Source organism: Rhodovulum sp. DZ06, assembly GCF_050586345.1.
In the GTDB taxonomy this organism is placed as follows: domain Bacteria; phylum Pseudomonadota; class Alphaproteobacteria; order Rhodobacterales; family Rhodobacteraceae; genus JBOCEF01.
Genome location: NZ_JBOCEF010000036.1, coordinates 23,859 through 50,127 on the forward strand (window position 1 = coordinate 23,859; position 26,269 = coordinate 50,127).

A 26,269-nucleotide genomic window follows, 5' to 3' on the forward strand; every position below is an offset into this window, starting at 1 on the left:
GGCGGCGGTCCCGGACAGGGCCGGGGCCGCCATGAACGCGCGAAGGGCCCGGCCGCGCAGGCCGGGCCCTCCGGTGTTCGCCAAAGGCCCGAAGGGCCGGTCCCGATCAGGACTTCTTGTCGTCGTCCTTGACCTCGGTGAAGTCCGCGTCGACCACGTCGTCATCGGACTTCTGCGCCCCTTCGGCGGCCGCCTCGGCGCCGGCCTGCTCGGCCTGCGCTTCCTCGGCCTGGGCCTTGTAGATCGCCTCGCCCAGCTTCATCGCGGCCTCGGTCAGCGTCTGCGACTTGGCCTTGATCGCCTCGGCGTCGTCGCCCTCGAGCTCCGACTTCAGGGCCTCCATGGCGGTCTCGATCTCGGTCTTCACCTCGTCCGACACCTTGTCGCCATGGTCCTTCAGCGACTTCTCGGTGGAGTGGACCAGGCTTTCGGCCTGGTTCTTGGCCTCCACCGCCTCGCGGCGCTTCTTGTCCGCGTCGGCGTTCGCCTCGGCTTCCTTCACCATCTTCTCGATGTCGTCATCCGACAGGCCGCCCGAGGCCTGGATGGTGATCTTCTGCTCCTTGCCGGTGCCCTTGTCCTTGGCGCCGACCGACACGATGCCGTTGGCGTCGATGTCGAAGGACACTTCGATCTGCGGCATCCCGCGCGGCGCCGGGGGGATTTCCTCGAGGTTGAACTGGCCGAGCATCTTGTTGTCGGCCGCCATCTCGCGCTCACCCTGGAACACGCGGATCGTCACCGCGGTCTGGTTGTCCTCGGCGGTCGAGAACACCTGGGACTTCTTGGTCGGGATCGTGGTGTTGCGGTCGATCAGCCGGGTGAACACGCCGCCCAGCGTCTCGATGCCGAGGCTCAGCGGGGTCACGTCGAGCAGCACCACGTCCTTCACGTCGCCCTGCAGCACGCCGCCCTGGATCGCGGCGCCCATGGCCACGACCTCGTCGGGGTTCACGCCCTTGTGCGGGGCCTTGCCGAAGAACTCGGTCACGGCCTCCATCACCTTGGGCATGCGGGTCATGCCGCCGACCAGGACCACCTCGTCGATCTCGCCCTTCGAGATGCCGGCGTCCTTCAGGGCCGCCTTGCACGGCTCGATCGAACGCGCGATCAGGTCCTCGACCAGGCTCTCCAGCTTGGAGCGGGTGAGCTTGACCACCAGGTGCAGCGGGGTGCCGGACTTGGGGTCCATCGAGATGAAGGGCTGGTTGATCTCGGTCTGGGACGAGCTCGACAGCTCGATCTTCGCCTTCTCGGCCGCTTCCTTCAGGCGCTGCAGCGCGAGCTTGTCCTTGGTCAGGTCCACGCCGTTCTGCTTGCGGAACTCCTCGGCGAGGAACTCCACGATGCGCATGTCGAAATCTTCGCCGCCGAGGAAGGTGTCGCCGTTGGTCGACTTCACCTCGAACAGGCCGTCGTCGATCTCGAGGATCGAGATGTCGAAGGTGCCGCCGCCGAGGTCATAGACCGCGATGGTCTTCGACTCGGCCTTGTCGAGCCCGTAGGCCAGCGCCGCCGCGGTCGGCTCGTTGATGATGCGCAGCACCTCGAGCCCGGCGATCTTGCCGGCGTCCTTGGTGGCCTGGCGCTGGGCGTCGTTGAAATACGCGGGGACGGTGATGACCGCCTTGTCCACGGTCTCCCCGAGATAGGACTCCGCGGTCTCCTTCATCTTCTGCAGGATGAAGGCGGAGACCTGCGACGGGGAATACTTCTCGCCGCGCGCCTCGACCCAGGCGTCGCCGTTCGACCCCTCGACGATGTTGAAGGGCACCATGCCCTTGTCCTTCTCGACGGTCGGGTCGGAATAGCGGCGCCCGATCAGGCGCTTGACGGCGAACAGGGTGTTCTCCGGGTTGGTCACGGCCTGCCGCTTGGCGGGCTGGCCCACGAGGCGCTCGTCCTCGGTGAAGGCGACCATGGAGGGGGTGGTGCGGGCGCCCTCGGCGTTCTCGACCACCTTGGCGGACGAGCCGTCCATGATGGCGATGCACGAGTTGGTGGTGCCGAGGTCGATACCGATGACTTTCGACATGAGTGTCGTTCCTTTCGTACGGCGATGTCCGGGTCCGGGTCCGATGCGACGGCCCCCGTGGCCCCATCCCTTGCGAGGGGGCCCGGTCCGTCCTCCGATCGTCCTGCGATCCGGCATCTGAAACAGGGGCCTCGCGGCTCGTCAGGCGATATAAGGGCGGGGAAGGGGCGCTGCAACCTCACGAAACGGTGAAATCTGGAGGGGCGATGTCGCGGGCGGAAAAAGGGGCCGATCCGGGTGTGGATCGGGGTGTGGATCCGGGGGCGCCGGCGGCGCTGCTGGCGTCGATGAAATGGTGCGGGCCGTTGCTGGACGCGGCCCCGGCCGATGCGCGGGCGACGGCGGGGCCGTTCGGCGAGACGCCGCTGCATGTCTGCGCGATCCGCGGGGATCTCGACGGCGCGCGGCTGCTGCTCGACGCCGGGGCCAAGCTGGACGCGCCGGGCGAGGACGGCTTCCCCCCGTTGCAGGAGGCGGCGGCGCAGGGCCATGCCGCGCTGGTGCGGCTGCCGCTGGAGCGGGGCGCCGACCCGGACGCGCCCAATGACTGGCCCAATGACTGGCCCAATGACCGGAACGACACGGCGGCGGAGCTGGCCTCCGATCCCGCGACCCGCGCCGTGCTGAAGGACTGGAGCCGCGGATGAGCTTCGGCACGCCCCTCGACCTCAACGGCGTGAAGATCTGGAAGGGCGCGCTGGACCCGGCGGCGCAGGCGGCGCTGGTGGAGGAGCTGCGCGCCTGCCTCGCCCAGGCGCCCCTCGTGGCGCCCGTCACCCCCGGCGGGCGGAAGATGTCGGTGCGGATGTCGGCGGCGGGCCGCCTCGGCTGGGTCACCGACCGGCGCGGGTATCGGTATGAGCCGCGCCACCCCTCGGGCGCCCCGTGGCCCGCCATCCCCGGGGGCGCGCTTTCGGTCTGGGAGGCGGTGTCGGCCTGGCCCGCGCCGCCCGATTGCTGCCTGATCAACTGGTATGGCGAGGGGGCCCGCATGGGCATGCACCAGGACAGGGACGAGGGGGAGTTCGCGGCCCCCGTCGTCTCCATCTCGCTCGGCGATCCGGCGGTGTTCCGGGTGGGGGGCGTGGAGAAACCCGCGCCCTCGAAGTCGCTGAGGCTCGAGAGCGGCGACGTGGCGCTGATCGGCGGGGACGCGCGGCTCGCCTGGCACGGGGTCGACCGGGTGATCTTCGGCGGCTCCGCGCTGCTGCCGAAGGGCGGGCGGATCAACCTGACGATGCGCGTGGTGCGGGACTGACGCATCGCGGGGCGCGGGACCGGCGCCCCGCCGGGCGCGCACGTAAAGGGGTATATGGAGCTCCGAATAATCGGGGCGATCGCCCGGGCTGCGGGCCGATACCCTGGATTGTTGCGGGTGAAACTTTTCAATTTTAGAGAGAATCACGTTAAGTTTACCATCACTGACGCGGGATTTCAGGAGGCGACGATGAGACTGACGCTGGCGCTTTGCGCCGTCTTCGCGCTGTCCGCCCAGACGGCGGCGGCCATCACCTTCGGCACCACCACGGGCGACTATTCCTCGGGCGGGCGCATCACCCTGACCAATGACGGGGCCGAAACCGCCACCGACCTGCACTTCCGCGTGCAGGTCGATGACCGCGGCAACCCGCTGAACGGCATCGACGTGGGCAACGGCGCCTTCGGCAGCACGACGATCACCCGCCAGGACGACCGCACCGTGGACGTCACCCTCGACGCCGGCGCGCTGGCCCCGGGCGAGAGCATCGACATCGACATCCGCTACTGGATCGGGAAGGAGAACGAGGTCTGGTTCCAGTTCCCGGAGTGGAGCTATCCCGACGGGCCCGGCGGCGATCCGACGCCGCGCCGCCCGGCCGGGCCGGGGACCGGCTGGACCTGGGGGCTGCCCTATCTCTGCGCGCTGGAAACCTGGTGCCATGACCTCGAGATCTGGAATGTCGACCTCGCGCCCCAGCTGATCGAGAACCTGCAGATCCTCGCCACCGACACGCCCTTCGCCGATTTCGACTCGGTCGACTGGGCCGGGGCGCAGTTCGGGCTGACCGGCCCGATCGAGATCCTGCCGGGCGAGGCCTGGACCTTCACCCTGGAGACGGACGACCCGCTTTACGGCGGCGCGATCTACACCGGCTACGACGTGACCGGCTCGGCCGCCGCGCCGGGCGGCGGGACCGTGACCACCGCCTCGGTGGTGCTGGGCGAGCACCCGATCCCCGAGCCGGTGCCGCTGCCCGCCGCGGGGGCGCTGATGCTCGGCGCCCTGGGCGGGCTCGCGGCCCTGCGCCGCAGGGGCTGAGAGCCGGCCCGGCTGGCGCGCGAAAAGGCGCGCGAAGATCGGCCCGGACGTGGCGGCGCGGACATGTCGGCCCGCAGGCGCCGGCCCGGGCGCGCCGCAACGCGCAAAGATCTGGCCGCAAGGGACGGGTCCGCGGGGGCGGGCCCGGGACATGGGGGTGACCGGCGGGCCGCGGAGGGGAAGCCTCCGCGGCCCGTTCCCGTTCCCGTTCCGTGGGGCGGGGGGCGTGGCGTTCCGAGGGGACGCGGCGCCGCGGGGCGCCCGCGCCCTCAGACCGGCGCCCGTCCCGGGTCGTGGTCGTAGATCCAGTCGTTGATGTTCGACGCCGAGCCGGGCGAGAGCCGCGTGAACGCCTCCAGCGCCGCCGCCTTCACGAACCCGTCGAGCGCCGAGCGCGCGTGGAACCGCGCCCCGGTCCGCGCCGCCGCCTGCTGCAGGTGTGTGCAGCGCGTGAAGCGCAGCTTGCGATACGCCTGCAACCCGTAGGGCACGCCGTAGACCGGGATCACCCGCGCCAGCGTCACCGCGTCCTCGAACGCCATCGCCGCGCCCTGCGCGAGGAACGGCGTCGTCGGGTGCGCCGCGTCGCCCAGCAGCGCCACCGGCCCGTCCGACCAGCGGTGCAGCGGCGCGTGGCCGAACAGGCCCCATTCCATCGGCGCCTCGCAGGCCCCGAGGATCGCCCGCACCGTCTCGTGCCAGCCCGAGAACTCGCGCCGCAGCGCCTCGGGATCGGCGGGCTGGCTCCAGGTCTCGTCCGCCTTGCGGGTCCGCTCGGCCACCGCGACGAAGTTCACCAGCTCGCCGCCGCGCACGAAGTAATTCACGAAATGCCGCCGCGGGCCCATCCACACGCTCGCCACCGGGCGCACGAGGCCCTTGGGCAGCGCCTCGGCCGGGACCGTGCCGCGGAACGCGACATTGCCCGAGAAATGCACCCCCAGCGTCGCCGGGATCATCTGCTGGCGCAGGGCCGAGCGCACGCCGTCGGCGACGATCACCAGGTCGGCCGCGCCGGTCTTCGCGGGCGGCGCCAGCGTGCCCGTGGGCGCCGCGCCGGGGTTGAGCGAGGGCGGGCGCGGGCGGCTGCGCCGCTCCACCGCCGGCTCCACCGGGGCGGAGAGCGGCGCCGAGGCCGCGCGCCACGAGAGCCGCGCGGCCACCCCGCCGTCGAGGATTTCATAGGCGGACACGTCGCGCCCCAGGTGCACCTGCACCCCGGCGGCCTTCGCCGCCTCCAGCAGCGCGCCGTGGATGTCGGCGCGGTGGACCTGGAGATAGGGCGCCCCCCAGCGCGCCTCCGCCTCGGCCCCCAGCGCCAGCCGGTGCACGAGCCGCCCCGAGCGGTGGCGGCGCAGCTCCACCGCCTCGGGGTGGAACGGGCGCGCGGCGGCAAGGTCGAGCCCCATCCATTGCAGCGCCTTGACCGCGTTGGGGGACATCTGGATCCCGGCGCCGACCTCGGACAGGACCTCGGCCTTCTCGAACACCTCGACCTCGGCGCCGCCGCGCGCGAAGGACAGCGCGGCGGCGAGACCGCCGAGCCCGGCGCCGACGACCTGGACGCGGAACGGGCGGCTCATGCCCGGCCCTCCGCCGGGGCCGCGCGGGACGCCGTGCAGGGAGCCGCGGGGGAAGCCGCGGGGAAAGCCTGGGGCCCCGTGCGGACGGGGCCGGGCAGGCCCGGGCGCAGGCGCGCGAACGGCGACGGCGCGCGTACGGACGGCGCGCGCACGGGCAGGGGGCGCGCGGAGGACGTGCGCGCGGACAACGTGCGTGCAGGCAAGGGGCGTGCAGGCCGGGGGCGCGCGGCCGGGCCCTGCACGCGCGCCTGCGCGCTGCTCCGCCCGCGGGCGGCTCTGGCGATGCGGTCGTCCATGTCTCTCCGGATCCCGGTCTCGGTCCTGGGGGTGGGTCCTGCTCGGCGCCCGGATATCAGGCCCCGGTGAACACGGGCTTGCGCTTGGCGAAGAAGGCGGCGATGGCGTTCTTCGCGTCCTCGCTGCCCACGCAGTCGCCCTGCAGCGACGCCTCGCGCGCGAAGCTCTCGTCGAAGCTCTCGGTCGCGGCGGCGCGCAGCACGGTCTTGGCGTGGCGCATGGTGCGCGGCGCTCCCTGCGCCAGCCGCCCGGCCCAGTTCAGCGCCGCCTGCCGCGCGGTCCCGTCGGGGACCACGGTGTTGACCAGCCCCGCCGCCGCGCAGGCCTCGGCGGGCAGCTTCTCGGCCCCCACGATGGCGGCGTAGGCGCGCTTGTAGCCCAGCGCCCGGACCAGCTGCCAATGCGCGCCCCCGTCGGGGATCAGGCCGATGGCGGCGAAGGCCTCGTACATGTACGCGCTCTCCTCCATCACCGCGAGGTCGCACTGCATGGCGTAAGAGGCGCCGATGCCCGCGCAGGCCCCGTGGATCGCGGCGATCCAGGGCTTGGCCGAAGCGGAGATGGCGTCGAGCGTGGGCTTGTAGCCCTCCATCAGCACCTTCTCGACATCCGCGGCGATGGCGGCGTCGGCGAGATCCGCGCCCGAGCAGAAGCCCTTGCCCTCGCCCGCCAGCACGATCACCCGCACCGCGTCGTCGGCCTCGGCGGCGGCCGAGGCGGCGGCGAGGTCGCGCAGCAGCGCGCTGTTCATGGCGTTGAGGTTGTCGGGGCGGTTCAGCGCGATCACCGCGACGCCGTCCTCCACGGAATAGGCGATGGTGTCGAAGGTCGGCGCGGTTGCGGCGTCGGTCATGAAATCAGCCCCCTGTAACTGCGGCGGCTCCGCTTCTGCGGCGGGTCCGCGGCGCATGGCGTCAGGCGCCGCCGGCCTTGCGCGGCGGCGCGCGATGTCTGCGACGGTTAGAAACCGCGCGGCCGTTGGCGTCAACCTGCGCGGACCGCGCGGGGGGCGGGCTTGCGCCGCGGGCCGCCGGCGCCCGCGCCGCGCCGCGCGGGGCCGCGCCGGGGCCGCGCCGGGGCCTTGCCGCGCCCGGGGGTCGGGCGAACCCCCTCGGGACGCTGCGTTCCGACGCGCGGGCCGGGCTTCCGGCAAGCGGCTCCCGCCGTTGTGAACCCGGCCCCGCCGCGGCCCGCGTAGTCTTTGCGCACGGGGACGGCCCCTCGTCCCCGCGAGCCATGTGCCCGGAGGCGCCGCCAGATGACCGACGTGCCGTTCGCCGACCTCTCCCGCGATTCGACGGCCCCGGCGCCGGTCTCCCGCGCCGCCGCCCCCCGCCTCGCCGCATTCCTCTCGGCCGCCTGCGCGCTCCTCGCCGCCGCGCCCGCCGCCGCCTCGGTCTGCCAGTCGGTGGCGCAGGACATCCCCGGCGCCGCCTTCCTGCGCCTCGCCGCCGCCACCCCCGCGCCGCCGCCGTTCATCCGCGCCAATGCGCCGGATCTCTCGGGCGAGGTCACCATCCGCTTCATCGGCCACGCCACCTATCTTCTGACCACGGGCGAGGGCGTCACCATCGCCACCGATTACAACGGCTGGTCCGGCCCGGTCGACGTGCCCGACATCGTCACCATGAACCACGCGCACGAGACCCACTGGACCGCGCGCCCGGACCCGCGCATCCCCCACGTGTTCCGCGGCTGGAACCCCGGGGGCGGCAAGGCCGAGCATTACCGCGAGGTCGGCGACGTGCTGGTGCGCAACGTGCCCACCGACATCCGCGGCTGGGGCGGCGGGGTCGAGCATGACGGCAACTCGGTCTTCATCTTCGAGATCGGGGACCTCTGCGTCGGCCACCTGGGCCACCTGCACCACGAACTGACCCCCTCGCACCACGCCGCCATCGGGCGGCTCGACATCGTCATGGCCGCGGTCGACGGGGGCGCCACCGTGGCGCTGCCCACCATGCTCAAGATGCTGCGCCGGTTCCGCGCCTCGGTGGTGCTGCCGATGCATTACTGGGGGATCGGCTCGCTCGACCGGTTCCTCGCCGGGATCTCCTCCGACTTCCGCGTCATCCGCTCCGAGGTGCAGGAGGTGACCTTCACCCCGCGCACCCTGCCGCGCACCCCCTCGGTCTACGTTCTCCCCGAGGGCTGACGCGGCGGGCGGGCCGGGGCAGGGCGCCGTTCCGCGGGGCGAGACGCCGGTCCGCGGGCCTTGCCGCGGCGCGGGCGGCGCCGCTAGCGTGGCGCTGCCGCAACCGAGGAGCGCCCCCATGACCGACATGACCCTGATCGACGCCATCGCCGCCCGCGCCGGGGAGCTGACGGAATGGCGGCGCGATTTCCACGCCCATCCCGAGCTCGGCTTCGAGGAGCACCGCACCTCGGGCATCGTCGCCGGGCTGCTGGAGGGCTGGGGGATCGAGACCCATCGCGGCATCGGCGGCACCGGCGTGGTCGGCGTGATCGAGGGACGCGGTCCCGGCCGTTCGGTGGGGCTTCGCGCCGACATGGACGCCCTGCCGATCGAGGAGCGGACCAACAAGCCCTGGAGCTCGAAGACCCCCGGCGTGATGCATGCCTGCGGCCATGACGGGCACACGACCATGCTCCTCGGCGCCGCGCGCTGGCTGGCCGAGACCCGCGATTTCCCCGGCCGCGTCGTGGTGATCTTCCAGCCCGCGGAGGAAGGCCTCGGCGGCGCCCGCGCGATGATCGCCGACGGGCTGTTCGAGCGTTTCCCGGTGGACGAGATCTACGGGCTGCACAACTCCCCCTACACCGATCCGGGCGTGGTCTCGGTCAAGCCCGGCGTGGCGATGGCGGGGGCGGATTTCTTCGACATCACGCTGCGCGGGACCGGATCGCACGCCGCCTCGCCCCAGCACGCCGCCGACCCGGTGGTGGCCATGGCGCAGCTCGTCCAGGCCCTGCAGACGGTGATGAGCCGCAACGCGCCGCCCTCCGAGGCCGCGGTGCTGTCGGTCACCAAGGTCCGCGCCGGCGACGCCTACAACGTGATCCCCGGCGAGGCGGTCATCTCCGGCACCATGCGCTTCTTCGACGACGGCTGGCGCGACCGGATGCGCGCGCGGCTCGAGACGATCTCGAAGGGCGTCGCCGCGGCCAACGACATGGAGGTGGAGGTGGTGATCAAGCCGGTCTTCACCCCGCTCGAGAACGACGAGGCGCTGTCGCTGGGCTTCGCCGAGCTCGCCCGCGGCGTGGTGGGCGACGACCTGGTGCGGGTGACGACGGACAAGGTCACCGGCTCCGAGGATTTCGCCGACATGCTGCGCGCCGTCCCGGGGGCCTATTTCACCGTCGGGCACAAGGGCGACGTGCCGCTGCACAATCCGGGCTTCGATCTCGACGACGACATGCTGCCGCTGGGCGCCAGCCTGCTGGCCAAGGTCGCGGTGGCGCGGCTGGAGGGCTGAGCGGGCAGGGCGCGCGCAGACGCCGGGGCGGCGCGCGCCGCGCCACCGGCGCGGCCGGGCGGGCGAGCGGGGGCGTCACGCCCCCCGAGCCCGGCCGTCTCCCCTCGCGCCGCCCTCAGAACAGCGGCGCGTATTTCCAGTCGTCGGCGTCCGGGGTCACTTCCCCGAGGTCATACCCGGCCCCCTGCAGCCGTTTCGCGATCTCCAGCCCGTCGCGCGCCGCCTGGTCTATGAAACTGCGCCCCAGCGCCTCGTCCTTGCGCGTCCCGTGCCCGCGCATCAGGTTGAGCCCGTGGTTGAACCGCCCCACCGGGTCGCCCGCCTCGGCCGCCCTGCGGTCCCATTCGGCCGAGGCGTCGGGGTCATAGGCGCCGCCCTGGCCGTTGTTCTCCATCTGGCTCATCCAGGTCATCGCCTTGGTGTAGCCCGCCTCGGCGCAGAGCCGCGCGAATTTCCGCGCCAGCGCCGGGGCGTCGTATTTCACCGAATTGAACCCCAGCGAGCAGGTGACGGAATCCACCGCGCCCATCTCCATCTTCCGGCGCAGCATCGCGCGGCCCGTGTCCTCGGGGTTCAGCACGCCGCCCGCATCCTCCTCGGCCGCCGGGCGCGGATCGGCCTGCGCCGAATGGGGCGCGGCGAGGGGCGCCGCCGCCAGCGCCGCGGCGGCTGCAAGGGCGATCAGTCTCATGGCCAGGTCCTTCGCCGCCTTGTTCCGGGGCGCGCAGCATAACACGGCCCGCGTCCCGCCCCGCCCGCGCCTTTGGCGCCGCCCCTGCCGCAACGCCCCCCTTGACCCCGCCGCGGCGCGGGGCAATCTGTCAGGCGGCCTTACATCCTTCCCCCCGCCCGCAGGAGACCCCATGCCCGTCCTCAACTCCCTCGCCCAGATCCACGAAGAGCTGGTCGCCACCCGCCGCGACCTGCACATGCACCCGGAACTGGATTTCGACGTCCACCGCACCGCCTCCATCGCCGCGCGCCAGCTGCGCGAGATGGGCTGCGACGAGGTGGTCGAGGGCGTGGGCCGCACCGGCGTGGTCGCCGTCATCAAGGGCCGCTCCACCGCATCGGGCAAGGTGATCGGCCTGCGCGCCGACATGGACGCCCTGCCGATCGAGGAAGCCACCGGCGCCCCCCATGCCTCGACCATCCCCGGCAAGATGCATGCCTGCGGCCATGACGGGCACACCACCATGCTGCTCGGCGCCGCCCGGGTGCTGGCCGAGACCCGGCGTTTCGACGGCACCGTCGTGGTGCTGTTCCAGCCGGCCGAGGAAGGCGGCGGCGGCGGGCGCGAGATGGTCCATGACGGGGTGATGGACCGCTTCGGCATCCAGAAGGTTTACGGCCTTCACAACATGCCCGGCCTGCCGGAGGGCCATTTCGCCGTGCGCCCCGGCCCGATCATGGCCGCCGCCGACCATTTCGACATCGTGATCGAGGGCAAGGGCGGCCACGCGGCCCAGCCCCATGGCTGCGTCGACCCGACCCCCGCCGCCGCCCAGGCGCTGATGGCCGCGCAGACCCTCATCTCCCGCGCCACCGACCCGATCGACAGCGCCGTGCTCACCATCGGCTCGATCCACACCGATATCGACACCTACAACATCATCCCCAACAAGGTGACGCTGAAGGGCACCGCGCGGACCCTCTCGCCCGCCGTGCAGGACATGATCGAGGAGCGCCTGCCGCGGGTCATGTCCCGCACCGCCGAGGCCTTCGGCTGCCGCGCCAGCGTCACCTATCACCGCAACTACCCCGTCACGATCAACGACGAGGCGGAGACCACGCTGGCGGTCGAGGTCGCCCGCGACGTGGTGGGCGCGGACAAGGTGAACCCCAACGCGGCGCCGCTGATGGGGGCCGAGGACTTCTCCTTCATGCTCAACGCCCGGCCCGGGGCCTATGTCTTCCTCGGGGCCGGGGAAGGGCCGGGGCTGCACCACCCCGAATACGACTTCAACGACGCCATCATCCCCAAGGGCGCGTCCTTCTTCGTGCGGATGGCCGAGATCTCGATGCCGCTGGACTGAGCGGCGGGCCGCGGGAGGGCGCGGCCCGGACGCAGTGGAAGCCGCCGGGCGCCCCGCGCCCGGCGGCTCTTGCGTTGCGCGTCTTTCCGCGCAGGCCGGGACCCCCGGCGCGAAATGCTGCGAAAGCCGCCCATTCGGCGCCGCTTCGTCAACCTTTCGGAAAGCACGGCGCGGGCAGTCTGCGGCGCACACCTGCTGAAAGGACGCGCCATGACCTCCTCGTCGCTCTCCGCCGCCGCCTCCGCGCCGCTCTCCCTTCTGCGCCGGGACCCGGGGGCGGCGCGGCGGCAGGTGCATCTCGGCCTCCAGCAGATCACGGACCAGGGCGCGCGGCGGCTCGAACGGGTCGAAGCCCGCGTCCAGCGCGTGACCGAGGCCGGGCTCGCCGCCATCGGCGCCCGGACCGAACACATGCTCCGCGCGCTGGAACGGCTGAGCGTGGGCCAGATCGGCATCGGCGTGCTGAAACCGGACGAGGATGCGCCGCGCCATGCCTTCCGGCTCGACTATGCCGCGGAGGCGCGGGTGGGGGCGCATGTCGCGCGCGAACGGATCGCCGTCACCAGCTTCGCCGGTGAAGACGGGCGCCGCCGGGTCAGCTACGGGATCGCGCGCTCGGCCGAGAACGAGGAGACGGGGCTGAGCTGGACCTATCGCTACGGGGCGCAGGAGACCGCGCAGGCGACCCATTTCATCCTTGATGAAGAGCTGCGGGGAACCGCGGGCGCGGACAGGGTCGGCGCGGCCGAGGTCGCGGCCCTGACCGGCGGACAGTTCGGCCGCGCGGGGGCCTGGCCGAGCATGGACCTCGGCGCGGGGGCGGACGTCCTGACCGTCTCGGGCGCGTTGTCCGACACCGCCTTCATGCAGGTCGATCTCGGCGCAGGGGACGACGTGATGACCGGCGCGCTGCGCTACGCCCAGAACGTGCGGGGCGGCGGCGGCGACGACGCGATCTCGCTGAGCGTGGAGCTGGAGGCCGCGGTGCGCGGCGGCGACGGGAACGACGCCATCAGCGTGACGGCGCAGAACCTCGCCGAGGTGTATGGCGATGCGGGGGATGACGCGATCTCCCTTACGGCGGTCGAGGCGCGGGCCTCGGGCGGGACCGGCGACGACGCGCTGGCGGTGATCGCGGCGCAGGCCGAGGTGGATGGCGGCGACGGGAACGACGTGCTGACGGTCGCGGCCGGGCGCGCCGACCTGCGCGGCGGCGCGGGGGATGACGTGCTGAACGTGGCGGCCGAGCGCGCGACGGCGGTCCGCGGCGGCGCCGGGCGGGACGTTCTGAACGTGACCGCGGCGACCGGCGGGGTGATCGACGGCGGCGCGGGCGACGACGTGATCTCGGTGCAGGGCGGGGTGTTCGAAGCGGTGACCGGCGGCGCGGGCGACGACCTGGTGGTGGTGGCCGAGGCGGAGGCGAAGGTGGTCTTCGGCGCCGGCGACGGCGCGGACGTGCTGCGGGTCGAGGAAGGCGCGCGCGTGATCCTGATGGCCGAAGACCCGGTCTCGATCGAGGAGAGCGACGATGGCGCGCGGCTGGTGACCCTCGGGTCCGGCGACACGCTGCGGATCGAGGGCGCGGGCGAGGTGATCTTCGGGGTGGCGCAGGACGCGCGGCCGCTGGTTGCTGCGGCCGGGTTCGACCTGCGGGCCTGAGCCGGGCGGCGGGCGCGGCGAGGGCTGCGGCTCGGGTTCTCAAGGCGGCGCAGCCAGGCACGCCGCCCGGCCTGCCGCGTCCGTCCTGGCCCTCGCCCTGCCGCCTCAATACGCCTCGACCCCCTGCGCGTCGAACTTTCCCCTCCCCCCCGCGTCCCGGCGGCGGCCTCCGCCCCCCTCCGTAGCGGAACCCCCGCGAAACACCGGCGAAACCGGCGCGGCGCTTGCCCCTCTCCTCTCCCTCGGATACCTCTGGATGATGCCCGGCATGCGGCCGGGCGTCACGGGACGCGCCCCACTGGACGCACTTGGGAGCCCAAGCGTTGAACGCCTTGTCCGGAGAGCCAGCAGACCCTGCGCGCCAGCCGCGCAAACCGGCCGCGACGCGCGGCCGGCGCTATGCTGCGCTCGACCTCGGCACCAACAACTGCCGCCTGCTGGTCGCCGAACCCGATGGCGGGCATTTCACCGTGCTCGACGCCTTCTCGCGCAATGTGCGCCTCGGGGAAGGGGTGGAGCGCACCGGCGCCCTCTCGCCCGTCGCCATGGACCGCACCATCGAGGCGCTGCGCATCTGCGCCGCCAAGATCCGCCGCCACGGCCCGGTCAGATCCCGCGTCATCGCCACCGAGGCCTGCCGCCGCGCCGCCAATGGCCGGGCCTTCCTGCGCCGGGTGCGGCGCGAAACCGGCCTCGAGATGGAATGCATCACCCCCGAGCAGGAGGCGCGCCTGGCGCTTGCGGGCTGCGCGCCGCTGCTCGATCCCGCGGCCGAGACGCTGATGGTGTTCGACATCGGCGGCGGCTCGACGGAACTCATCTGCATGGACCTCGCGGGGCTCGACCCGGAAGAACGCCAGTCGATGATCATGGCGCTGGCCCCGGGCCGCGCGGGCCGCGCGCGCTCCGAGCTGCGCCGCCGGGCGCGGGCGCGGATCGTGGACTGGATCTCGGCCCCCCTCGGGGTCGCCACCCTCAACGACGCCTTCGCCGACGTGGTCGACGACCGCAAGCGTTACGCGCTGATGTCCTGGCTGTTCGAGGAGCACATCCAGGGCTTCCTGCCTTACGAGGACGAGAGCTGGCAGAAGCGCCTGCCGGGCCTGCAGATCATCGGCGCCTCGGGCACGGTCACGACCCTCGGGGCGCTGCATCTCGGCCTCCAGCGCTATGACCGCTCCAAGGTCGACGGCATCTGGCTGGAGCGGCAGGCGGTGGACTCCATGGTCAGCGAGCTTATAGACCTCGGCCCCGTCGGGCGCCGGGGCCATCCGGGCGTGGGCGCCGACCGCGCGCAGCTGGTGATCGCCGGCTCGGCCATCCTGCAGACCATCCTGCGCCTCTGGCCGGTGGACCGTCTGCGGGTCGCCGACCGCGGCCTGCGCGAGGGGCTTCTCTACTCCCTGATGTGGGGCGAAAGGACGGATCGCGGATGACCGCATCGAAATCGGGCGGCGGCGCCGGCAAGGGCGCCGGCAAGGGCGCCGGGACCAAGAACACCTCGGGGCGCGGGCAGCGCGACCTGAAGACCCGGGTGAAGACCGCCAAGGGACGCAAGATCTCCTCGACCCTCTGGCTGGAACGGCAGCTGAACGACCCCTATGTGCAGGCGGCCAGGCGCGACGGCTATCGCGGTCGGGCGGCCTACAAGCTTCTGCAGATCGACGACAAGTACCGGCTGCTGAAACCCGGGATGCGGGTCGTCGACCTCGGCTGCGCGCCGGGCGGCTGGATGCAGGTCGCCGTGCCGCGGGTCAACGCGCTGGGCGAAGGGCGCGGGCCGCAGGGGTCCGTGCTCGGCGTCGATCTGCAGGAGGTCGAGCAGCTGGCGGGCGCCGCCGCGATCCAGCTCGATTTCCTCGATGAAGGCGCGGACGAGGTGGTGAAGAAGGCGCTGGGCGGCCCGGCGGACATCGTGCTGTCGGACATGGCCGCGGCCTCCTCGGGGCACCGGGCGACGGACCACCTGCGGATCATCGCGCTGTGCGAGGCGGCCGCCTGGTTCGCGCGCGACGTGCTGACCCCGGGCGGGTCCTTCGCCGCCAAGGTGCTGCAGGGCGGGGCGGAAGGCGAGCTTCTGGCCATGCTCAAGAAGGACTTCGCCAAGGTGATGCACTTCAAGCCCGACGCCAGCCGCAAGGACAGCGCCGAGATGTACCTCGTCGCCACCGGCTTCCGGGGCGGGCGCGATGAAGACGCGGCGGAGGAGGACGGCGAGGACTGAGCGCCCGCCCCCGCCCGGCCCGGGTCTTCGCCCGGGTATTTTGCGCCGCATCAGAAAAATCATGCAATGCAGCATTGCGATCACGCGCCGGTCACGTCATGACTGACACAGTGATTGCACGCGAGGGACGAGTCGTTTCGCCGATCCGTCCGCGCCCCCGCGTCCTTGGATCACGTGTTGGCTTCCGACCCGGAAGCAGGAGCCATTTTATGTTGAAACCTGCCGTATTCGCCGCATCGGCCGCGCTGGCGGTCATTCTCGCCGCCGGGGCCCAGGCCGCGCCGCTCTCCGCCGGGCTCGCGGTCTTCGACGCCGCGCCGCGGGGGACGCTGATCGACGCGCAGGCGGTCGCCGCCGCCTATGCGCAGGATCTTGACCGCGCCGCCTTCAAGGCGCTGTCCGAACCGACGGGCGAGGCCGCGCCGGTCGCGCCCCGCGCGGCGATGATCGCCCCGGGCGTCGTCGCCCCGGCGCTGGCCTGCGCGCTGGGCGTGATGGGGGTGGTGCAGCTGCGCCGCCGCCGGACGCACCCGGCCTGAGGACGGCCCGGCCGCGCCGCCGGGAACGTAGTCGCCGCTGCCGGGCAGTCGTCGCCGCCGCCATCCGGGCCGCGAAGGCCCGCGCCTGCTAAAAGGGCGCCGCCGGGAAACCGGCGGCGCCCTTTTCGGTTCCCGCCGCGCCCGCGGAGCGTGCCCCTGGGGCGCGCCCCCGGGGCGGGGCGTCCGCGGACCTCGCCGCCCGCCGGGCGGGCGGGCCGGGTCTCAGCCCCGCGGCAGCTCGGCGATCAGCGCGTCGGTCAGGGCGCGGTCGGCGAAGGGGTGCAGCGCCTCGAGCGCGGCGGCCGAGAACGGGCGCGGCGCCGAGGCGGCCCGCGACGCGGCCCGGTCCGCCCCCGCGCCGTCCCCGCCCGCGCGCAGCGCCGCCGCCAGCAGCGCCTGCGCCGGAACCCAGCCCGGGCGCGCGGCCTCGGCCTCGGCCGCCGCCGCCGCGGCCCCGGCATGGTCCCCGCCCGCGAAGCGCGCCGCGGCGCGGGCGTGCAGCCAGTCGGCGGTGCAGGGATCGGACGGCCCGCTCTCCAGCGCCCGCGCGGCCCAGAGCTCGGCCTCGGCCCGGTCCCCGGCCAGCGCCAGCCCGCGCGCCACCTCGCCCATCGCCGGGGCGAAGCCGGGCGCCAGGCGCAGCGCGTGCAGGTGCTGCGACTGCGCCGCCAGCGGATCCTCGGCCAGCGAGGTCGCCAGCCCCAGCGCGTAATGCGGCCAGGCGGCGTCGGGGCGGCGCTTGACCGCCCGCAGCGCCAGCTCGCGCGCGCGGAACATCGACTCGCGCGGGGCGTCGGACAGGCCCAGCCGGATCTCGGCCATGTGCGCGACCGAGGCGAGGCACAGCGCCTCGGTGAAGTCCGGCTCGGCCCGCACCAGCGATTCCAGCAGCGCGTGCGCCTCAGTCAGCGCCGCCGGGTCGCTTTCGCGCATCAGCCGGTTGGCGCGCATCAGCGCCGACCAGCCGTCGGCGCCCGCCGCGTTGCCTTCAAGCTCGGCCTCCGCCTCGGCCGCGTCCATGAACGCGGCCCCGAGCGCGGCGGCCGCGCGCCGGGCCAGCGCCACGGCGGGGGCGAGCTCGTCATCCTGCGCGGCCTCGATCGTCTCGGCCCGGCGCACCGCCCCGTCGGGACGCCCGAGCACCGAAAGGTCGGCGCGCAGCCGGTCCCCGGCGCGGCTCAGCGCCACGTCCGCGACGCAGGTGGCGCGGTCCAGCAGCCCGCCGGTGTCCTCGCCTGCCGCGCGCAGCGCGTCGGGCAGCGCGACGCCCAGCCAGCAGCCCGGCCCGAGCTGGTTCATGATCGACGCGGCGACCTGGGCGGCCAGGGCCGACATCTCCGGGTCGCCCTTGTCCGCCGCGCGCACCGACAGGGCGGCGAGCGCCCGGCGCGGGCCGGCATGGACCGGGGTCGGGCGGCCGGGCAGGGGGGCGGTGGGGCGCACGGGGGTCTTGGCCCCGGACTGCGCCGCCGCGCGCCGCCCGCGCGCGTCCGGGATCAGGGCGGCGAGCTGCGGGCCCGGGTCCTCGTCCAGCTCCTCCATGAACAGCTTGCGGCAGCGCTCCAGCTGCTGGCGCGCGGCGCCGATGCGCCCCGCCGCGGCATGGATGCGGATCAGCGAGGCGTGGACATCCTCCTGGAACGGGTCGATCCCCAGCAGCGTGCGCGCGGCGGTGGCCGCGCGGTCGAGCCGCCCGGCCGCCTCGTCCAGCAGCATCAGGCGCAGCAGCGCCTCGACGGTCACCTCTTCAAGCCGCGAATTGGTCTCGGCCTGCCAGTCCTGGAACGGCGTCTCGGCCACCGCGAGGGGGGCGAGGAACGGCCCGCCATAAAGCGTCGGCACGGCGGCCAGCCCGGCGCTGTCGCGCGATTCCGCCGCCTCTTCCAGCGCGGCCGCGTCGATGAACACCCGCCCGGGGCGCAGCGCCACCTGCCCCGAGGGGGTGTCGAGCGCGGCCTCGAAGACCGGGCCCATCGCCTTCTTCATCCGCCGCAATTCCTGGCGCAGCGACGCGCGGCCCTGCTCGGCGTCCGAGCGCGGCCAGAGGAGTTCCACCAGCGCGTCGCGCGACGCCGCCTGGCCCGGCTGCAACGCGACGAAGGCCAGCATGGCGACGGATTTCGCGCCAAGCGTGGAAATGGAAATGCCGTCGGGGCCGCGCACAAGCGCGGCGCCCATCGCCGTTATGGTCATCGTCGGGGCTGAATGCGCCCCCGATGCGACGTCCGCTTCAATATTCATCTCTAACCAAACCCGCGGGTCGGCGTGGGGCGTTCTCCCTCCCGGCACGCCCGCCCTGCGGTCCCCTGTTGCAGCCAGTGCATTGCCGCGTCAGCATCAAGGCCATATGTCCCGGGTCAAGACAATCCCCCGCGCGCCCCTGACCGGCGCGCTTACTTTCGCAAAAGGTCCCCCCTCGGATGATCGACACTGACGACGCCGCGATTTCCGCCGATGTCTTCGCGCAGGACTGGACCGCGCTGCCCTTTGGTCTTCCGCCGTGGGACGCGGTTCGGGCCGCCGATTTCCGCGCCGCCTTCGCCGCCGCGATCGAGGACCACGCCGCCGAGGTGGAGCGCATCGCCTCGGACGCCGCCGCGCCCGATTTCGCCAACGTGATCGGCGCGCTGGAACGCTCGGGGCGGCGGCTGGGGCGGCTGGCCTCGGCGTTCTGGACCCTGGCGGGGACCTGCTCGGATGAAGACATCCGCGCGGTGGAGCGGGAGATCGCGCCGAAGCTGGCCCGCCATTCCGCGTCCGTCTGGATGGATTCGCGCCTCGCCGGCCGCGCCGCGAAGATCGACGAGGGCGGGCTGGACGAGGAAGAGGCGCGCGTCCTGAAGCTCTATCGCGACGGGTTCCTGCGCTCTGGCGCCATGCTCTCGGGCGCCCCGCGCGCGCGGATGGCCGAGATCGCGGCGGAGCTTGCGGAACTCGGCGCCGCCTTCGGGCAGAACGTGCTGGCCGACGAGGCCGCCTGGGGGCTGGAGATCACCGACGAGGCCGAGCTCGAGGGTTGTCCCGGCTTCCTGCGCCAGGCCGCGGCGCGGGCGGCGAAGGACCGGGGCAAGGCGGGCTGGGTCATCACCCTCTCGCGCTCGCTGGTCGATCCGTTCCTGACTTTCAGCGCCAGGCGCGATCTGCGCGAGAAGGCCTGGCGCGCCTGGACCGCCCGCGGGACCGGCGCGCCGGTCTTCACCGAGGCGACCGACAACCGCCCGCTGATCGCCCGGATCCTGAAGCTGCGGAGCGAGAAGGCGCGGCTGCTGGGCTTCAGGACCTTCGCGGACTTCAAGCTCAAGCCGCAGATGGCCGGGTCGCCCGAAAACGTGCGCGACCTGCTGGACCGCGTGCGCGGCCCGGCGCTGGCCCGCGCGGCGGAGGAAGAGGCCGAGCTGCGCGCGCTGGCCGCGGAACTCGACGGGCTGGACGACTTCCAGCCCTGGGACTGGCGCTATTACGCCGAGATCCTGCGCAAGCGCCGCCATGACCTCGACGAGGCGGAGATCAAGCCGTACCTGCCGCTGGGCCGGATCCGCGAGGCCGCCTTCGACACCGCGACGCGGCTGTTCGGCCTCTCGTTCGAGGCGGTCGAGGGCGCGGCCATGCACCATCCCTCGGCCGAGGCCTTCGCCGTCAGGCGCGGGGACAAGGCGGTCGGGACCTTCATCATGGACCCGTTCGCGCGGTCCTCGAAGCGCTCGGGCGCCTGGATGTCGGCGCTGACCAGCCAGGAGGCGCTGGGGAACGAGGACATCCGCCCCGTCGTCATCAACGTGATGAACTTCGCCGAGGCGCCGGAGGGGGAGGAGACGCTGCTGACGCTCGATGATGCGCGGACCCTGTTCCACGAATTCGGGCACGCGCTGCATGGGCTGATGTCGGATGTGAAGCATCCCTTCGTGTCCGGGACCAGCGTGGCGCGGGACTTCGTGGAGCTGCCGAGCCAGATCTTCGAGCGCTGGCTGCTGACGCCGCAGATCCTCTCGGCCCATGCGCGGCACGTGGAGACCGGCGAGCCGATCCCGGCCGAGCTGGCCGAGCGCGTGCGCGGGGCGGAGAATTTCGGGCAGGGCTTCGCGACCTGCGAATACCTCGCTTCGGCCTATGTGGACCTCGAGGCGCACCTGCTGGAGGCGGGCGCGCTGGAGGGGTTCGACGCGCAGGTCTTCGAGGCGGAGGTGCTGGACCGGATCGGGATGCCCGCCGCGATCCGCTCCCGGCATGCCGCGCCGCATTTCCTGCATGTCTTCTCGGGCGACGGGTATTCGGCGGGGTATTACTCGTATCTCTGGGCCGAGGTGATGGATGCGGACGCGTTCCGGGCCTTCGAGGAGGCGGGGGACGTGTTCGACGCCGATGTCGCCGGGCGCTTCGCCGGGGCGGTGCTGACCGCGGGCGGGCGGCAGGACCCGGCGGAGGCGTATCGCGCCTTCCGCGGGCGGGATCCCGAGCCGAAGGCGCTGCTGGAGGCGCGCGGGTTGGTTCCCGCGTGATATGCGAGGGGGAGGGAAGGGGGCTCGCCCCCTTCCCTCCCCCTCGCGCTCCCCCTCCCATCCCCGGGCTGGGGGCGCGCCTGGAATGGCTGGCGGGGGGAGCGTGCGGCCCTCGCGGCCCCTTCGGGACCGCATCGGCCCGCCCGCCCGGGCGCACCGCGCCCTTCCCCCGGCCCGCGGCGCCCCGCGCGCGCAAACCAAAAGGCCCCGCCGGTTTCCCGGCGGGGCCTTCGCATTTCGGCGCGGGCGCCTCAGCCCCGGCGGCGCAGGGCGGCGAGCCCGCCGAGCCCGAGCAGCAGCAGCGGGGCCGCCGCGGGCAGGGGCACGTCCTGCGGTCCGCCGACCTCGTTGATGTCCACCGTCAGGTTGTCCACCGCCCAGTACTCGTCCGACCCGGCCTGGTAGCCCGACCCGTCCGCGAACAGCGACAGCGCCGCGGTCGCGCCGCTATGGGCCACGGTGATCGACACGGCGAAGGCGTTGTCCGCCCAGCTCGTGGAGCCGTAGGCCTCGGTGTCCTCGAGCGTGTAGGTCGCCTCGGCCGGGATCGTCTCGTTCGCCGTGCCGGTGAAATCGACCGAGACCTCCAGCAGCTCGACCCCGTCGAGCACGAGGTTGAACCAGTCGGGCCCGTTGGCGCGTCCGCCGTTCCCGTCCCAGCTGTCGATCAGCGCGAGGTCGAAGCCGATGGTCATGGTGGTATGGGCCGCGAGGCCCGAGAGCGAGACGGTGGTGGCGACGCCTGCCGTCTGGTTGTTGAGCAGGAAGTTCCCCGCGAAGCCGCCGATCCCGGCATAGCCCAGAACGGGCGTCACGGTCCCGGCGCCGCCGATGGACGGGTCGACGGTCCCGTCGAAATCCTCGGTCAGAACGTTGACCGCGAAAGCCGGTCCGGCAAGCAATGCCGCGATCCCCGCGGCTGCAAGTGTGCGCATGAACAGTCCCCTTCAGTCCGCGAGAGGGGCGAAATGGCCCTCCACGGGGTGGGATGGTATCACAATTTTCGGGAAACGGTGCAGGTATCGCCGCCAGCGGCGCGGGGCGGCGCGCGGGCCGCCCCGCGGGACGTGGCGGGGCCGCCCCGCGGGGCCGGGACGCGGGCATGAAAAAGGCCCCTCGCGGGGCCTTTCTGCAGTCCTCGTGCCATCCTCGTGCAGCCCTCGTGCGGGCCGGTCGCGGCCCCCGGGGCGGGGCGATCAGCCCCGGCGGCGACGGCCGCGCCCGCCCCGGCCTTCCGGCGCCGCGGCGGCCGACAGCAGGTCCATGGTCGAGCCGGTGACGTCGCCGATCGTCTCGATGATCTGCTCGGGCGTCGGCGTCGCGCCGCGCGGGCGCGTCTCCAGCGCCTCTTTCATCGCCTTGATATGCTCGGGCTTGGTGCCGCAGCAGCCGCCGATCACCTGGGCCCCGAGATCGCGCGCGAGGCACGCGTAATCGGCCATCAGCGCCTCGGTGCCCGAGTAGCGGATCGCGCCGTCGACATATTCCGGGATGCCGCAATTGGCCTTGCAGATGATCAGGTCGCCATCGGTGATCTCGGCCGAGGCCGAGAGCAGCCCGATCAGCAGGTCCGGCGCGCCGGTGCCGCAGTTCCCGCCCCAGGCGACGGGGTGGTGCGCGCAGGTATGCGCGAGCTTCCCGAGATCGGTCGGCGTGACCCCCATCATCGAGCGGCCGTTGGTGTCGAAGGACATGGTGGTGACGGCGGCGATGCCGACCTTGTCGGCGGCCTCGAGCGCGGCCTCGATCTCGTCCGTCGCGGACATGGTCTCGATCCACACCAGGTCCGCGCCGCCATCCTTCAGGCCCTGCATCTGCGCGGTGAAGGCGGCCACGCCGTCCTCGTAGGACAGGTCCCCGACCGGCTGGAACAGGTCGCCCGTCGGGCCGACCGACCCGGCGCAGACGATCTCGCGGCCCGCGGCCTCGATCTCGGCGCGCAGCAGGCGGGCGCCGGCCTCGTTGATCTCCTGCACCTTGCCGTCGAGCTGGTGCAGCTTGAGCCGGTTGGCGGTGCCGCCGAAGGTGTTGGTCAGCACGATGTCCGAGCCGGCCTCGATGAAGTCCCGGTAATGCGAGCGGATCGCGTCGGGATTCTCCAGGTTCCAGGCGTCGGGCGCGTCGCCATGGGGCAGGCCCTTGGTGAACAGGTTCGTGCCCGTGGCGCCGTCGGCGAGCAGCCAGTCGCGGTCCTGAAGCATGCGGCGGAGGATGTCGGTCATCGCTGGGGGCTCCCGGGGGTCAAGCGGCGATGGGGATGCGAATTCACGCGCCTGAATGCCCCAAACGGCGTCCCGGCGCAACCAATCGCCCGGGGGGAGCGACCTTTCCGCCCGGTGGCGGGGGCGGCGGCGCCCGACGCCCCGCCGCCCGCCCCGCCGCCCGCCCCGCCGCCCGCCCCGCCGCCGCGCTTCGCCGCAGCGGCGCCGCTTGGATGCTGCGCCGCGTCATGACACGCTGGCGCCCGCCCCTTCCTTCCCCCATGGCCGAACCGCCGGAGCCGTCCCCATGTCCGACCGCCGCATCCTGACCCTCAACGCCGGGTCCTCCTCGCTCAAGTTCGGGCTCTATGACCCGGACGCCCCCGACGCGCCGCTGGAAACCGGCGCGGTGGAAGGCGTGGGCGGACCCTCCCCTCGGATGCGCCTCAAGACCCCCGGCCGCACGCGGGAAGAGGCGCTGGACCCCGCCGCCGCCGCCGACCAGGGCGCGGCGCTGGCCGTCGCGCTCTCGGCGGTGCGAGAGGAGCTGCACGGCGCGACCATGGAAGCCGTCGGCCACCGCGTGGTGCACGGGGGCGAGCGGTTCTCCGCCCCCGCGCTGCTCGACGCGGACGCGCTCGACTACCTCGCGGGCTACGAGAAATTCGCGCCGCTGCACCAGCCCTTCAACCTCGCGGGCGTGCGCGCGGCGCAGGCGGCCTTCCCGGGCGCGGCGCAGGTGGCGTGCTTCGACACCGCCTTCCACCGCACCATGGCCCCCGAGGTCGAAGCCTACGGCCTTCCTTACGAGATGTACGGCCAGGGCATCCGCCGCTACGGCTTCCACGGGCTGAGCTACGAGGCGATCGCGCGCAAGCTTGCGGCGCAGGCGCCGGAGCTGCTGGCCGGGCGGGTGATCGTGGCGCATCTCGGCTCCGGCGCCTCGATGTGCGCGATGAAGGGCGGGCGGTCGGTGGCGACGACCATGGGGTTCTCGCCGCTCGACGGGCTGGTGATGTCGACCCGCTGCGGGCACATGGACCCGGGCGTGGTGTTCCACCTGATGGAGAACGAGGGCTGGTCCGAGGAGGCGGTCTCGAACCTTCTCTACCGCAAGTCCGGGCTGCTGGGCCTGTCGGGCGAGAGCGGCGACATGCGCGCGCTGCTGGAGAGCGGCAGCGCGGGGGCCGCGCGGGCGATCGACATCTGGGTGCACCGCGCGACGCGGGAGATCGGCAGCCTCGCCGCGGCGCTGCAGGGGGTGGACGGGATCGTGTTCACCGCCGGGATCGGCGAGCGGTCGGCGGCGATCCGGGCGCGGATCTGCGCCGCGCTGGGCTGGCTCGGGCTGGACCTGGACGCGGGCGCGAATGATGCGGGGGCGGGCGAGATCTCGGCCCCCGGCTCGGCCTGCCGGGCGCTGGTGATCGAGACGGACGAGGAAGGCGTGATCGCCCGGGCCGCGGCGGCGCTGGCGGGCTGAGGGGCTCAGGCGGGGGGGCGCGGCGTCCGGGCTTGGGGGGCGCAGGGCCCCCGCGCCGCCCGGCCGCGCCGCGCCTTTCGGGCCGGGGGCGCGGATGGAGAGCGTGCGGCAGGCGCGGCGGTCCCGGCGGCGGGCGCCGCGCCTGTCTCGTCTCCGGGGGCTGGGGCGGCCGGTGGAGACGTGCTAGAACAAAAATAGAACATATGGGAATCGCAGCGGCACGGAGGTGCGGGGCATGGCACGTCAGGACCTGGTCAAACTGACCCGCGGGCGGGTTGCGGCGCGGCCGGCGCTGGCCTGGTTCGGGACGGGGGAGGCGGGGCAGGCGGGGGAGGACGCCGCCCCCCCGCCCCTGGCGCTCGGCCGCGCGCACGAGATCTGCGGCCCCGCGCGCCTGGCGCTGGCGGCGATGGTCGCGGGCCGGATGGGGGCGCTGTCCGGGGCCGGGGCGGGGGCCGGGGCGGGGGCCGGGATGGGGCAGATCGATCTCGTGGACGGCGGCGCGGCCTTGCGCGCGCTGGGCGGCCCGGTGCTGTGGATCCGCCCCGCCCATGCCGAGGGGCGGCTGAACCCCGACGGGCTGGCGCCCTTCTTCGACCCGGCGCGCCTTGCGCTCGCCGTCCCGACCCGCGCGGCCGAGACGCTGTGGATCGCGGAGGAGGCGCTGCGCTCGGGCGCCGTGCCGCTGGTGGTGGCGGAGCTGGAGACCCTGCCGGGCCTGACCCCGGTGCGGCGGCTGCACCTGGCGGCCGAGGCGGGGGCCGAGGCGCTGCGCGCGGCCGGGCGCGGCGGCGCGGCGCCGCTGGTCCTGCTGCTGACCCCCGGCGCGGGCGGCGCGCAGGGGGTGGAGACCCGCTGGTCGCTGGCCCCCGCGGCGCGGGAGGGCGCGGGGCGGCGCGGGCCGCGGCCCGGGCTGGCCGCCGCGCCGGACCCGGGGCCGCAAGGCGGGGCGGGGGCGGCCGGGATGGAGGCGGCCGGAATCGAGATGGCCGGGACCGAGATGGCCGGGGCGGAGGCCGCACGCGCGGCCGCGCGCCGGGCCGGGCCTGGGGACGGCGCGGCCGGGGCAGGGGGACGCGCAGGAGGGGGCGCAGGCGCGCGCGCCGGGGGGGCGACCGGCGCGGCGGCCCGGGGGGACGGGCCGCCCGCCCGCCCGCCCGCCTGGACGCTGGAGCTTCTGCGCGCCCGGCTCGCCCCGCCGCGCCGCTGGCAGGCGCGCTGGACGGCGCAGGGGCTGGAGACGGCGGCGCCGGGGCGTCCCGCGCGCCCCGCGGAACGCGAGGACGCGGGGCGGCAGGGACCGGCGCGGGCGGCGCCGGGCGCGGGCCTGCGCCCGGTGCTGGGGCCGGTCGGGGGCCGCGGCGATCCGCGGCCCGGACCCGGCGGGCCGCCGGTCGCCGCCGGGCCCCGGGGCTGGGGCTGAGCGGCGGCCCCCGTCAGCGCGGCGCCCGTCGGCGCGGCGCCGGGAGAGCGCTGCGCCGGGAGAGCGCGGCCGGGCCGCCCGGCGCCGCTCGCCGCCCGCCCATGATCCGCCGCCGGTGGGCCCCCGGGCGCCGGCGCGCCGGGGCGATGGGGGCGACGCCCGGAAACCCGGCGACGAGGACGGACCTCCGGCGACGCGCGCGGGGCGCCGGGGCGCGCGTCGGCGCCGGGCGGCGCCCATGGGCGCCCGCGCGTCCTCGGCCGGCCCCGCCACCCTGTCCGCCGCCACCCGTCCGCCGGAGCTTGATCGCCGCCGGCTGACCGTCGCCACCTGTCCGCCGGAGCCTGACCGCCGTCGGCTGATCGTCGCCACCTGTCCGCCGGAGCTTGGCCGCCGCCGGCCGACCGTCGCCATCCGTCCGCCGGAGCTTGGCCGCCGCCGGCTGACCGTCGCCATCCGTCCGCCGGAGCTTGACCGCCGCCGGCCGACCGTCGCCATCCGTCCGCCGGAGCTTGGCCGCCGCCGGCTGACCGTCGCCATCCGTCCGCCGG

21 protein-coding genes are annotated in these 26,269 nt (G+C 74.0%); 14 read left to right on the forward strand and 7 right to left on the reverse strand.

What is annotated here, in order from left to right:
• Positions 1-106: 106 nt before the first annotated feature.
• The gene (gene dnaK, locus ACQ5SO_RS15060) at positions 107-2,035 is read right to left on the reverse strand and encodes a molecular chaperone DnaK (RefSeq protein WP_430942440.1); all 1,929 of its coding nucleotides are present in this window, start codon (positions 2,033-2,035) and stop codon (positions 107-109) included.
• A 251-nt stretch (positions 2,036-2,286) separates the two neighbouring features.
• Here dnaK and ACQ5SO_RS15065 point away from each other — a divergent pair, with 251 nt between their 5' ends.
• The 3 genes from ACQ5SO_RS15065 to ACQ5SO_RS15075 all read left to right on the forward strand — a co-directional run bounded on the left by ACQ5SO_RS15065 (position 2,287) and on the right by ACQ5SO_RS15075 (position 4,334).
• A complete protein-coding gene (locus tag ACQ5SO_RS15065) occupies positions 2,287-2,682 on the forward strand; it encodes an ankyrin repeat domain-containing protein (protein ID WP_430942441.1) in 396 nt (131 codons plus the stop codon).
• Positions 2,679-3,293: an alpha-ketoglutarate-dependent dioxygenase AlkB family protein gene (locus ACQ5SO_RS15070; protein WP_430942442.1), complete on the forward strand. Its 615-nt coding sequence runs from the start codon at positions 2,679-2,681 to the stop codon at positions 3,291-3,293. Before ACQ5SO_RS15065 ends, ACQ5SO_RS15070 begins: the two co-directional genes overlap by 4 nt.
• Before the next feature lie 189 nt (positions 3,294-3,482).
• Positions 3,483-4,334, forward strand: a complete 852-nt coding sequence (locus ACQ5SO_RS15075) for a hypothetical protein (protein ID WP_430942443.1) — start codon at positions 3,483-3,485, stop codon at positions 4,332-4,334.
• 269 nt (positions 4,335-4,603) lie between these two features.
• Here the strand turns inward: ACQ5SO_RS15075 and ACQ5SO_RS15080 are convergent, their stop codons facing one another.
• Complete coding sequence (locus ACQ5SO_RS15080; RefSeq protein WP_430942444.1) at positions 4,604-5,917, reverse strand: FAD-dependent monooxygenase; 1,314 nt, start codon at positions 5,915-5,917, stop codon at positions 4,604-4,606.
• Positions 5,918-6,269: 352 nt separating this feature from the next.
• On the reverse strand, positions 6,270-7,067 hold the full coding sequence (locus ACQ5SO_RS15085; RefSeq protein WP_430942445.1) for an enoyl-CoA hydratase/isomerase family protein: 798 nt from the start codon (positions 7,065-7,067) through the stop codon (positions 6,270-6,272).
• A 405-nt stretch (positions 7,068-7,472) separates the two neighbouring features.
• Here ACQ5SO_RS15085 and ACQ5SO_RS15090 point away from each other — a divergent pair, with 405 nt between their 5' ends.
• Positions 7,473-8,369, forward strand: coding sequence for an MBL fold metallo-hydrolase (locus ACQ5SO_RS15090; protein WP_430942446.1), 897 nt, complete (start codon positions 7,473-7,475; stop codon positions 8,367-8,369).
• A 118-nt stretch (positions 8,370-8,487) separates the two neighbouring features.
• Positions 8,488-9,654 carry a M20 aminoacylase family protein gene (locus ACQ5SO_RS15095; protein WP_430942447.1) on the forward strand — a complete coding sequence of 389 codons (1,167 nt, stop codon included), beginning with the start codon at positions 8,488-8,490 and terminating at the stop codon, positions 9,652-9,654.
• Between the two features lie 115 nt (positions 9,655-9,769).
• Here ACQ5SO_RS15095 and ACQ5SO_RS15100 read toward each other — a convergent pair whose 3' ends face one another.
• Positions 9,770-10,345, reverse strand: a complete 576-nt coding sequence (locus tag ACQ5SO_RS15100) for a tetratricopeptide repeat protein (RefSeq protein ID WP_430942448.1) — start codon at positions 10,343-10,345, stop codon at positions 9,770-9,772.
• Positions 10,346-10,517: 172 nt separating this feature from the next.
• On the opposite strand from ACQ5SO_RS15100, the gene ACQ5SO_RS15105 reads away from it, so the two are divergent.
• The 5 genes from ACQ5SO_RS15105 to ACQ5SO_RS15125 all read left to right on the forward strand — a co-directional run bounded on the left by ACQ5SO_RS15105 (position 10,518) and on the right by ACQ5SO_RS15125 (position 16,115).
• The gene (locus tag ACQ5SO_RS15105) at positions 10,518-11,690 is read left to right on the forward strand and encodes a M20 aminoacylase family protein (RefSeq protein ID WP_430942449.1); all 1,173 of its coding nucleotides are present in this window, start codon (positions 10,518-10,520) and stop codon (positions 11,688-11,690) included.
• Between the two features lie 210 nt (positions 11,691-11,900).
• The gene (locus tag ACQ5SO_RS15110; protein ID WP_430942450.1) at positions 11,901-13,352 is read left to right on the forward strand and encodes a hypothetical protein; all 1,452 of its coding nucleotides are present in this window, start codon (positions 11,901-11,903) and stop codon (positions 13,350-13,352) included.
• A 323-nt stretch (positions 13,353-13,675) separates the two neighbouring features.
• On the forward strand, positions 13,676-14,788 hold the full coding sequence (locus ACQ5SO_RS15115; protein ID WP_430942451.1) for a Ppx/GppA family phosphatase: 1,113 nt from the start codon (positions 13,676-13,678) through the stop codon (positions 14,786-14,788).
• The gene (locus ACQ5SO_RS15120; protein WP_430942452.1) at positions 14,785-15,576 is read left to right on the forward strand and encodes an RlmE family RNA methyltransferase; all 792 of its coding nucleotides are present in this window, start codon (positions 14,785-14,787) and stop codon (positions 15,574-15,576) included. Before ACQ5SO_RS15115 ends, ACQ5SO_RS15120 begins: the two co-directional genes overlap by 4 nt.
• 209 nt (positions 15,577-15,785) lie before the next feature.
• Positions 15,786-16,115 (forward strand): hypothetical protein, encoded by a 330-nt coding sequence (locus ACQ5SO_RS15125; RefSeq protein WP_430942453.1) that lies wholly within the window; start codon positions 15,786-15,788, stop codon positions 16,113-16,115.
• Positions 16,116-16,337: 222 nt separating this feature from the next.
• On the opposite strand, the gene ACQ5SO_RS15130 is transcribed toward ACQ5SO_RS15125, so the two are convergent.
• Positions 16,338-18,293, reverse strand: coding sequence for a BTAD domain-containing putative transcriptional regulator (locus ACQ5SO_RS15130; RefSeq protein WP_430942454.1), 1,956 nt, complete (start codon positions 18,291-18,293; stop codon positions 16,338-16,340).
• 242 nt (positions 18,294-18,535) lie between these two features.
• On the opposite strand from ACQ5SO_RS15130, the gene ACQ5SO_RS15135 reads away from it, so the two are divergent.
• The gene (locus ACQ5SO_RS15135; protein WP_430942455.1) at positions 18,536-20,611 is read left to right on the forward strand and encodes a M3 family metallopeptidase; all 2,076 of its coding nucleotides are present in this window, start codon (positions 18,536-18,538) and stop codon (positions 20,609-20,611) included.
• Between the two features lie 251 nt (positions 20,612-20,862).
• Here ACQ5SO_RS15135 and ACQ5SO_RS15140 read toward each other — a convergent pair whose 3' ends face one another.
• Both ACQ5SO_RS15140 and bmt read right to left on the reverse strand, forming a co-directional pair.
• Positions 20,863-21,546, reverse strand: a complete 684-nt coding sequence (locus tag ACQ5SO_RS15140) for a VPLPA-CTERM sorting domain-containing protein (RefSeq protein ID WP_430942456.1) — start codon at positions 21,544-21,546, stop codon at positions 20,863-20,865.
• Between the two features lie 261 nt (positions 21,547-21,807).
• Positions 21,808-22,833 carry a betaine--homocysteine S-methyltransferase gene (gene bmt / locus ACQ5SO_RS15145; protein ID WP_430942457.1) on the reverse strand — a complete coding sequence of 342 codons (1,026 nt, stop codon included), beginning with the start codon at positions 22,831-22,833 and terminating at the stop codon, positions 21,808-21,810.
• Positions 22,834-23,119: 286 nt separating this feature from the next.
• Here bmt and ACQ5SO_RS15150 point away from each other — a divergent pair, with 286 nt between their 5' ends.
• The 3 genes from ACQ5SO_RS15150 to ACQ5SO_RS15160 all read left to right on the forward strand — a co-directional run.
• Complete coding sequence (locus ACQ5SO_RS15150) at positions 23,120-24,295, forward strand: acetate/propionate family kinase (protein WP_430942458.1); 1,176 nt, start codon at positions 23,120-23,122, stop codon at positions 24,293-24,295.
• A 235-nt stretch (positions 24,296-24,530) separates the two neighbouring features.
• Positions 24,531-25,718, forward strand: coding sequence for a hypothetical protein (locus ACQ5SO_RS15155; RefSeq protein ID WP_430942459.1), 1,188 nt, complete (start codon positions 24,531-24,533; stop codon positions 25,716-25,718).
• A 238-nt stretch (positions 25,719-25,956) separates the two neighbouring features.
• The coding region (locus ACQ5SO_RS15160; protein WP_430942460.1) for a hypothetical protein at positions 25,957-26,269 on the forward strand (313 nt) is incomplete at its 3' end.

Bases quoted from the DNA above. Each gene is read 5' to 3' on its own strand.
- ACQ5SO_RS15090 (WP_430942446.1), top strand. From the start codon at position 7,473: ATGACCGACGTGCCGTTCGCCGACCTCTCCCGCGATTCGACGGCCCCG.
- ACQ5SO_RS15135 (WP_430942455.1), top strand. From the start codon at position 18,536: ATGATCGACACTGACGACGCCGCGATTTCCGCCGATGTCTTCGCGCAG.
- dnaK (WP_430942440.1), bottom strand. From the start codon at position 2,035: ATGTCGAAAGTCATCGGTATCGACCTCGGCACCACCAACTCGTGCATC.
- ACQ5SO_RS15075 (WP_430942443.1), top strand. From the start codon at position 3,483: ATGAGACTGACGCTGGCGCTTTGCGCCGTCTTCGCGCTGTCCGCCCAG.
- ACQ5SO_RS15085 (WP_430942445.1), bottom strand. From the start codon at position 7,067: ATGACCGACGCCGCAACCGCGCCGACCTTCGACACCATCGCCTATTCC.
- ACQ5SO_RS15150 (WP_430942458.1), top strand. From the start codon at position 23,120: ATGTCCGACCGCCGCATCCTGACCCTCAACGCCGGGTCCTCCTCGCTC.
- ACQ5SO_RS15130 (WP_430942454.1), bottom strand. From the start codon at position 18,293: ATGGGCGCCGCGCTTGTGCGCGGCCCCGACGGCATTTCCATTTCCACG.
- ACQ5SO_RS15140 (WP_430942456.1), bottom strand. From the start codon at position 21,546: ATGCGCACACTTGCAGCCGCGGGGATCGCGGCATTGCTTGCCGGACCG.
- ACQ5SO_RS15120 (WP_430942452.1), top strand. From the start codon at position 14,785: ATGACCGCATCGAAATCGGGCGGCGGCGCCGGCAAGGGCGCCGGCAAG.
- ACQ5SO_RS15095 (WP_430942447.1), top strand. From the start codon at position 8,488: ATGACCGACATGACCCTGATCGACGCCATCGCCGCCCGCGCCGGGGAG.
- ACQ5SO_RS15155 (WP_430942459.1), top strand. From the start codon at position 24,531: ATGGCACGTCAGGACCTGGTCAAACTGACCCGCGGGCGGGTTGCGGCG.
- ACQ5SO_RS15070 (WP_430942442.1), top strand. From the start codon at position 2,679: ATGAGCTTCGGCACGCCCCTCGACCTCAACGGCGTGAAGATCTGGAAG.
- ACQ5SO_RS15125 (WP_430942453.1), top strand. From the start codon at position 15,786: ATGTTGAAACCTGCCGTATTCGCCGCATCGGCCGCGCTGGCGGTCATT.
- ACQ5SO_RS15100 (WP_430942448.1), bottom strand. From the start codon at position 10,345: ATGAGACTGATCGCCCTTGCAGCCGCCGCGGCGCTGGCGGCGGCGCCC.
- ACQ5SO_RS15105 (WP_430942449.1), top strand. From the start codon at position 10,518: ATGCCCGTCCTCAACTCCCTCGCCCAGATCCACGAAGAGCTGGTCGCC.
- ACQ5SO_RS15080 (WP_430942444.1), bottom strand. From the start codon at position 5,917: ATGAGCCGCCCGTTCCGCGTCCAGGTCGTCGGCGCCGGGCTCGGCGGT.
- bmt (WP_430942457.1), bottom strand. From the start codon at position 22,833: ATGACCGACATCCTCCGCCGCATGCTTCAGGACCGCGACTGGCTGCTC.
- ACQ5SO_RS15110 (WP_430942450.1), top strand. From the start codon at position 11,901: ATGACCTCCTCGTCGCTCTCCGCCGCCGCCTCCGCGCCGCTCTCCCTT.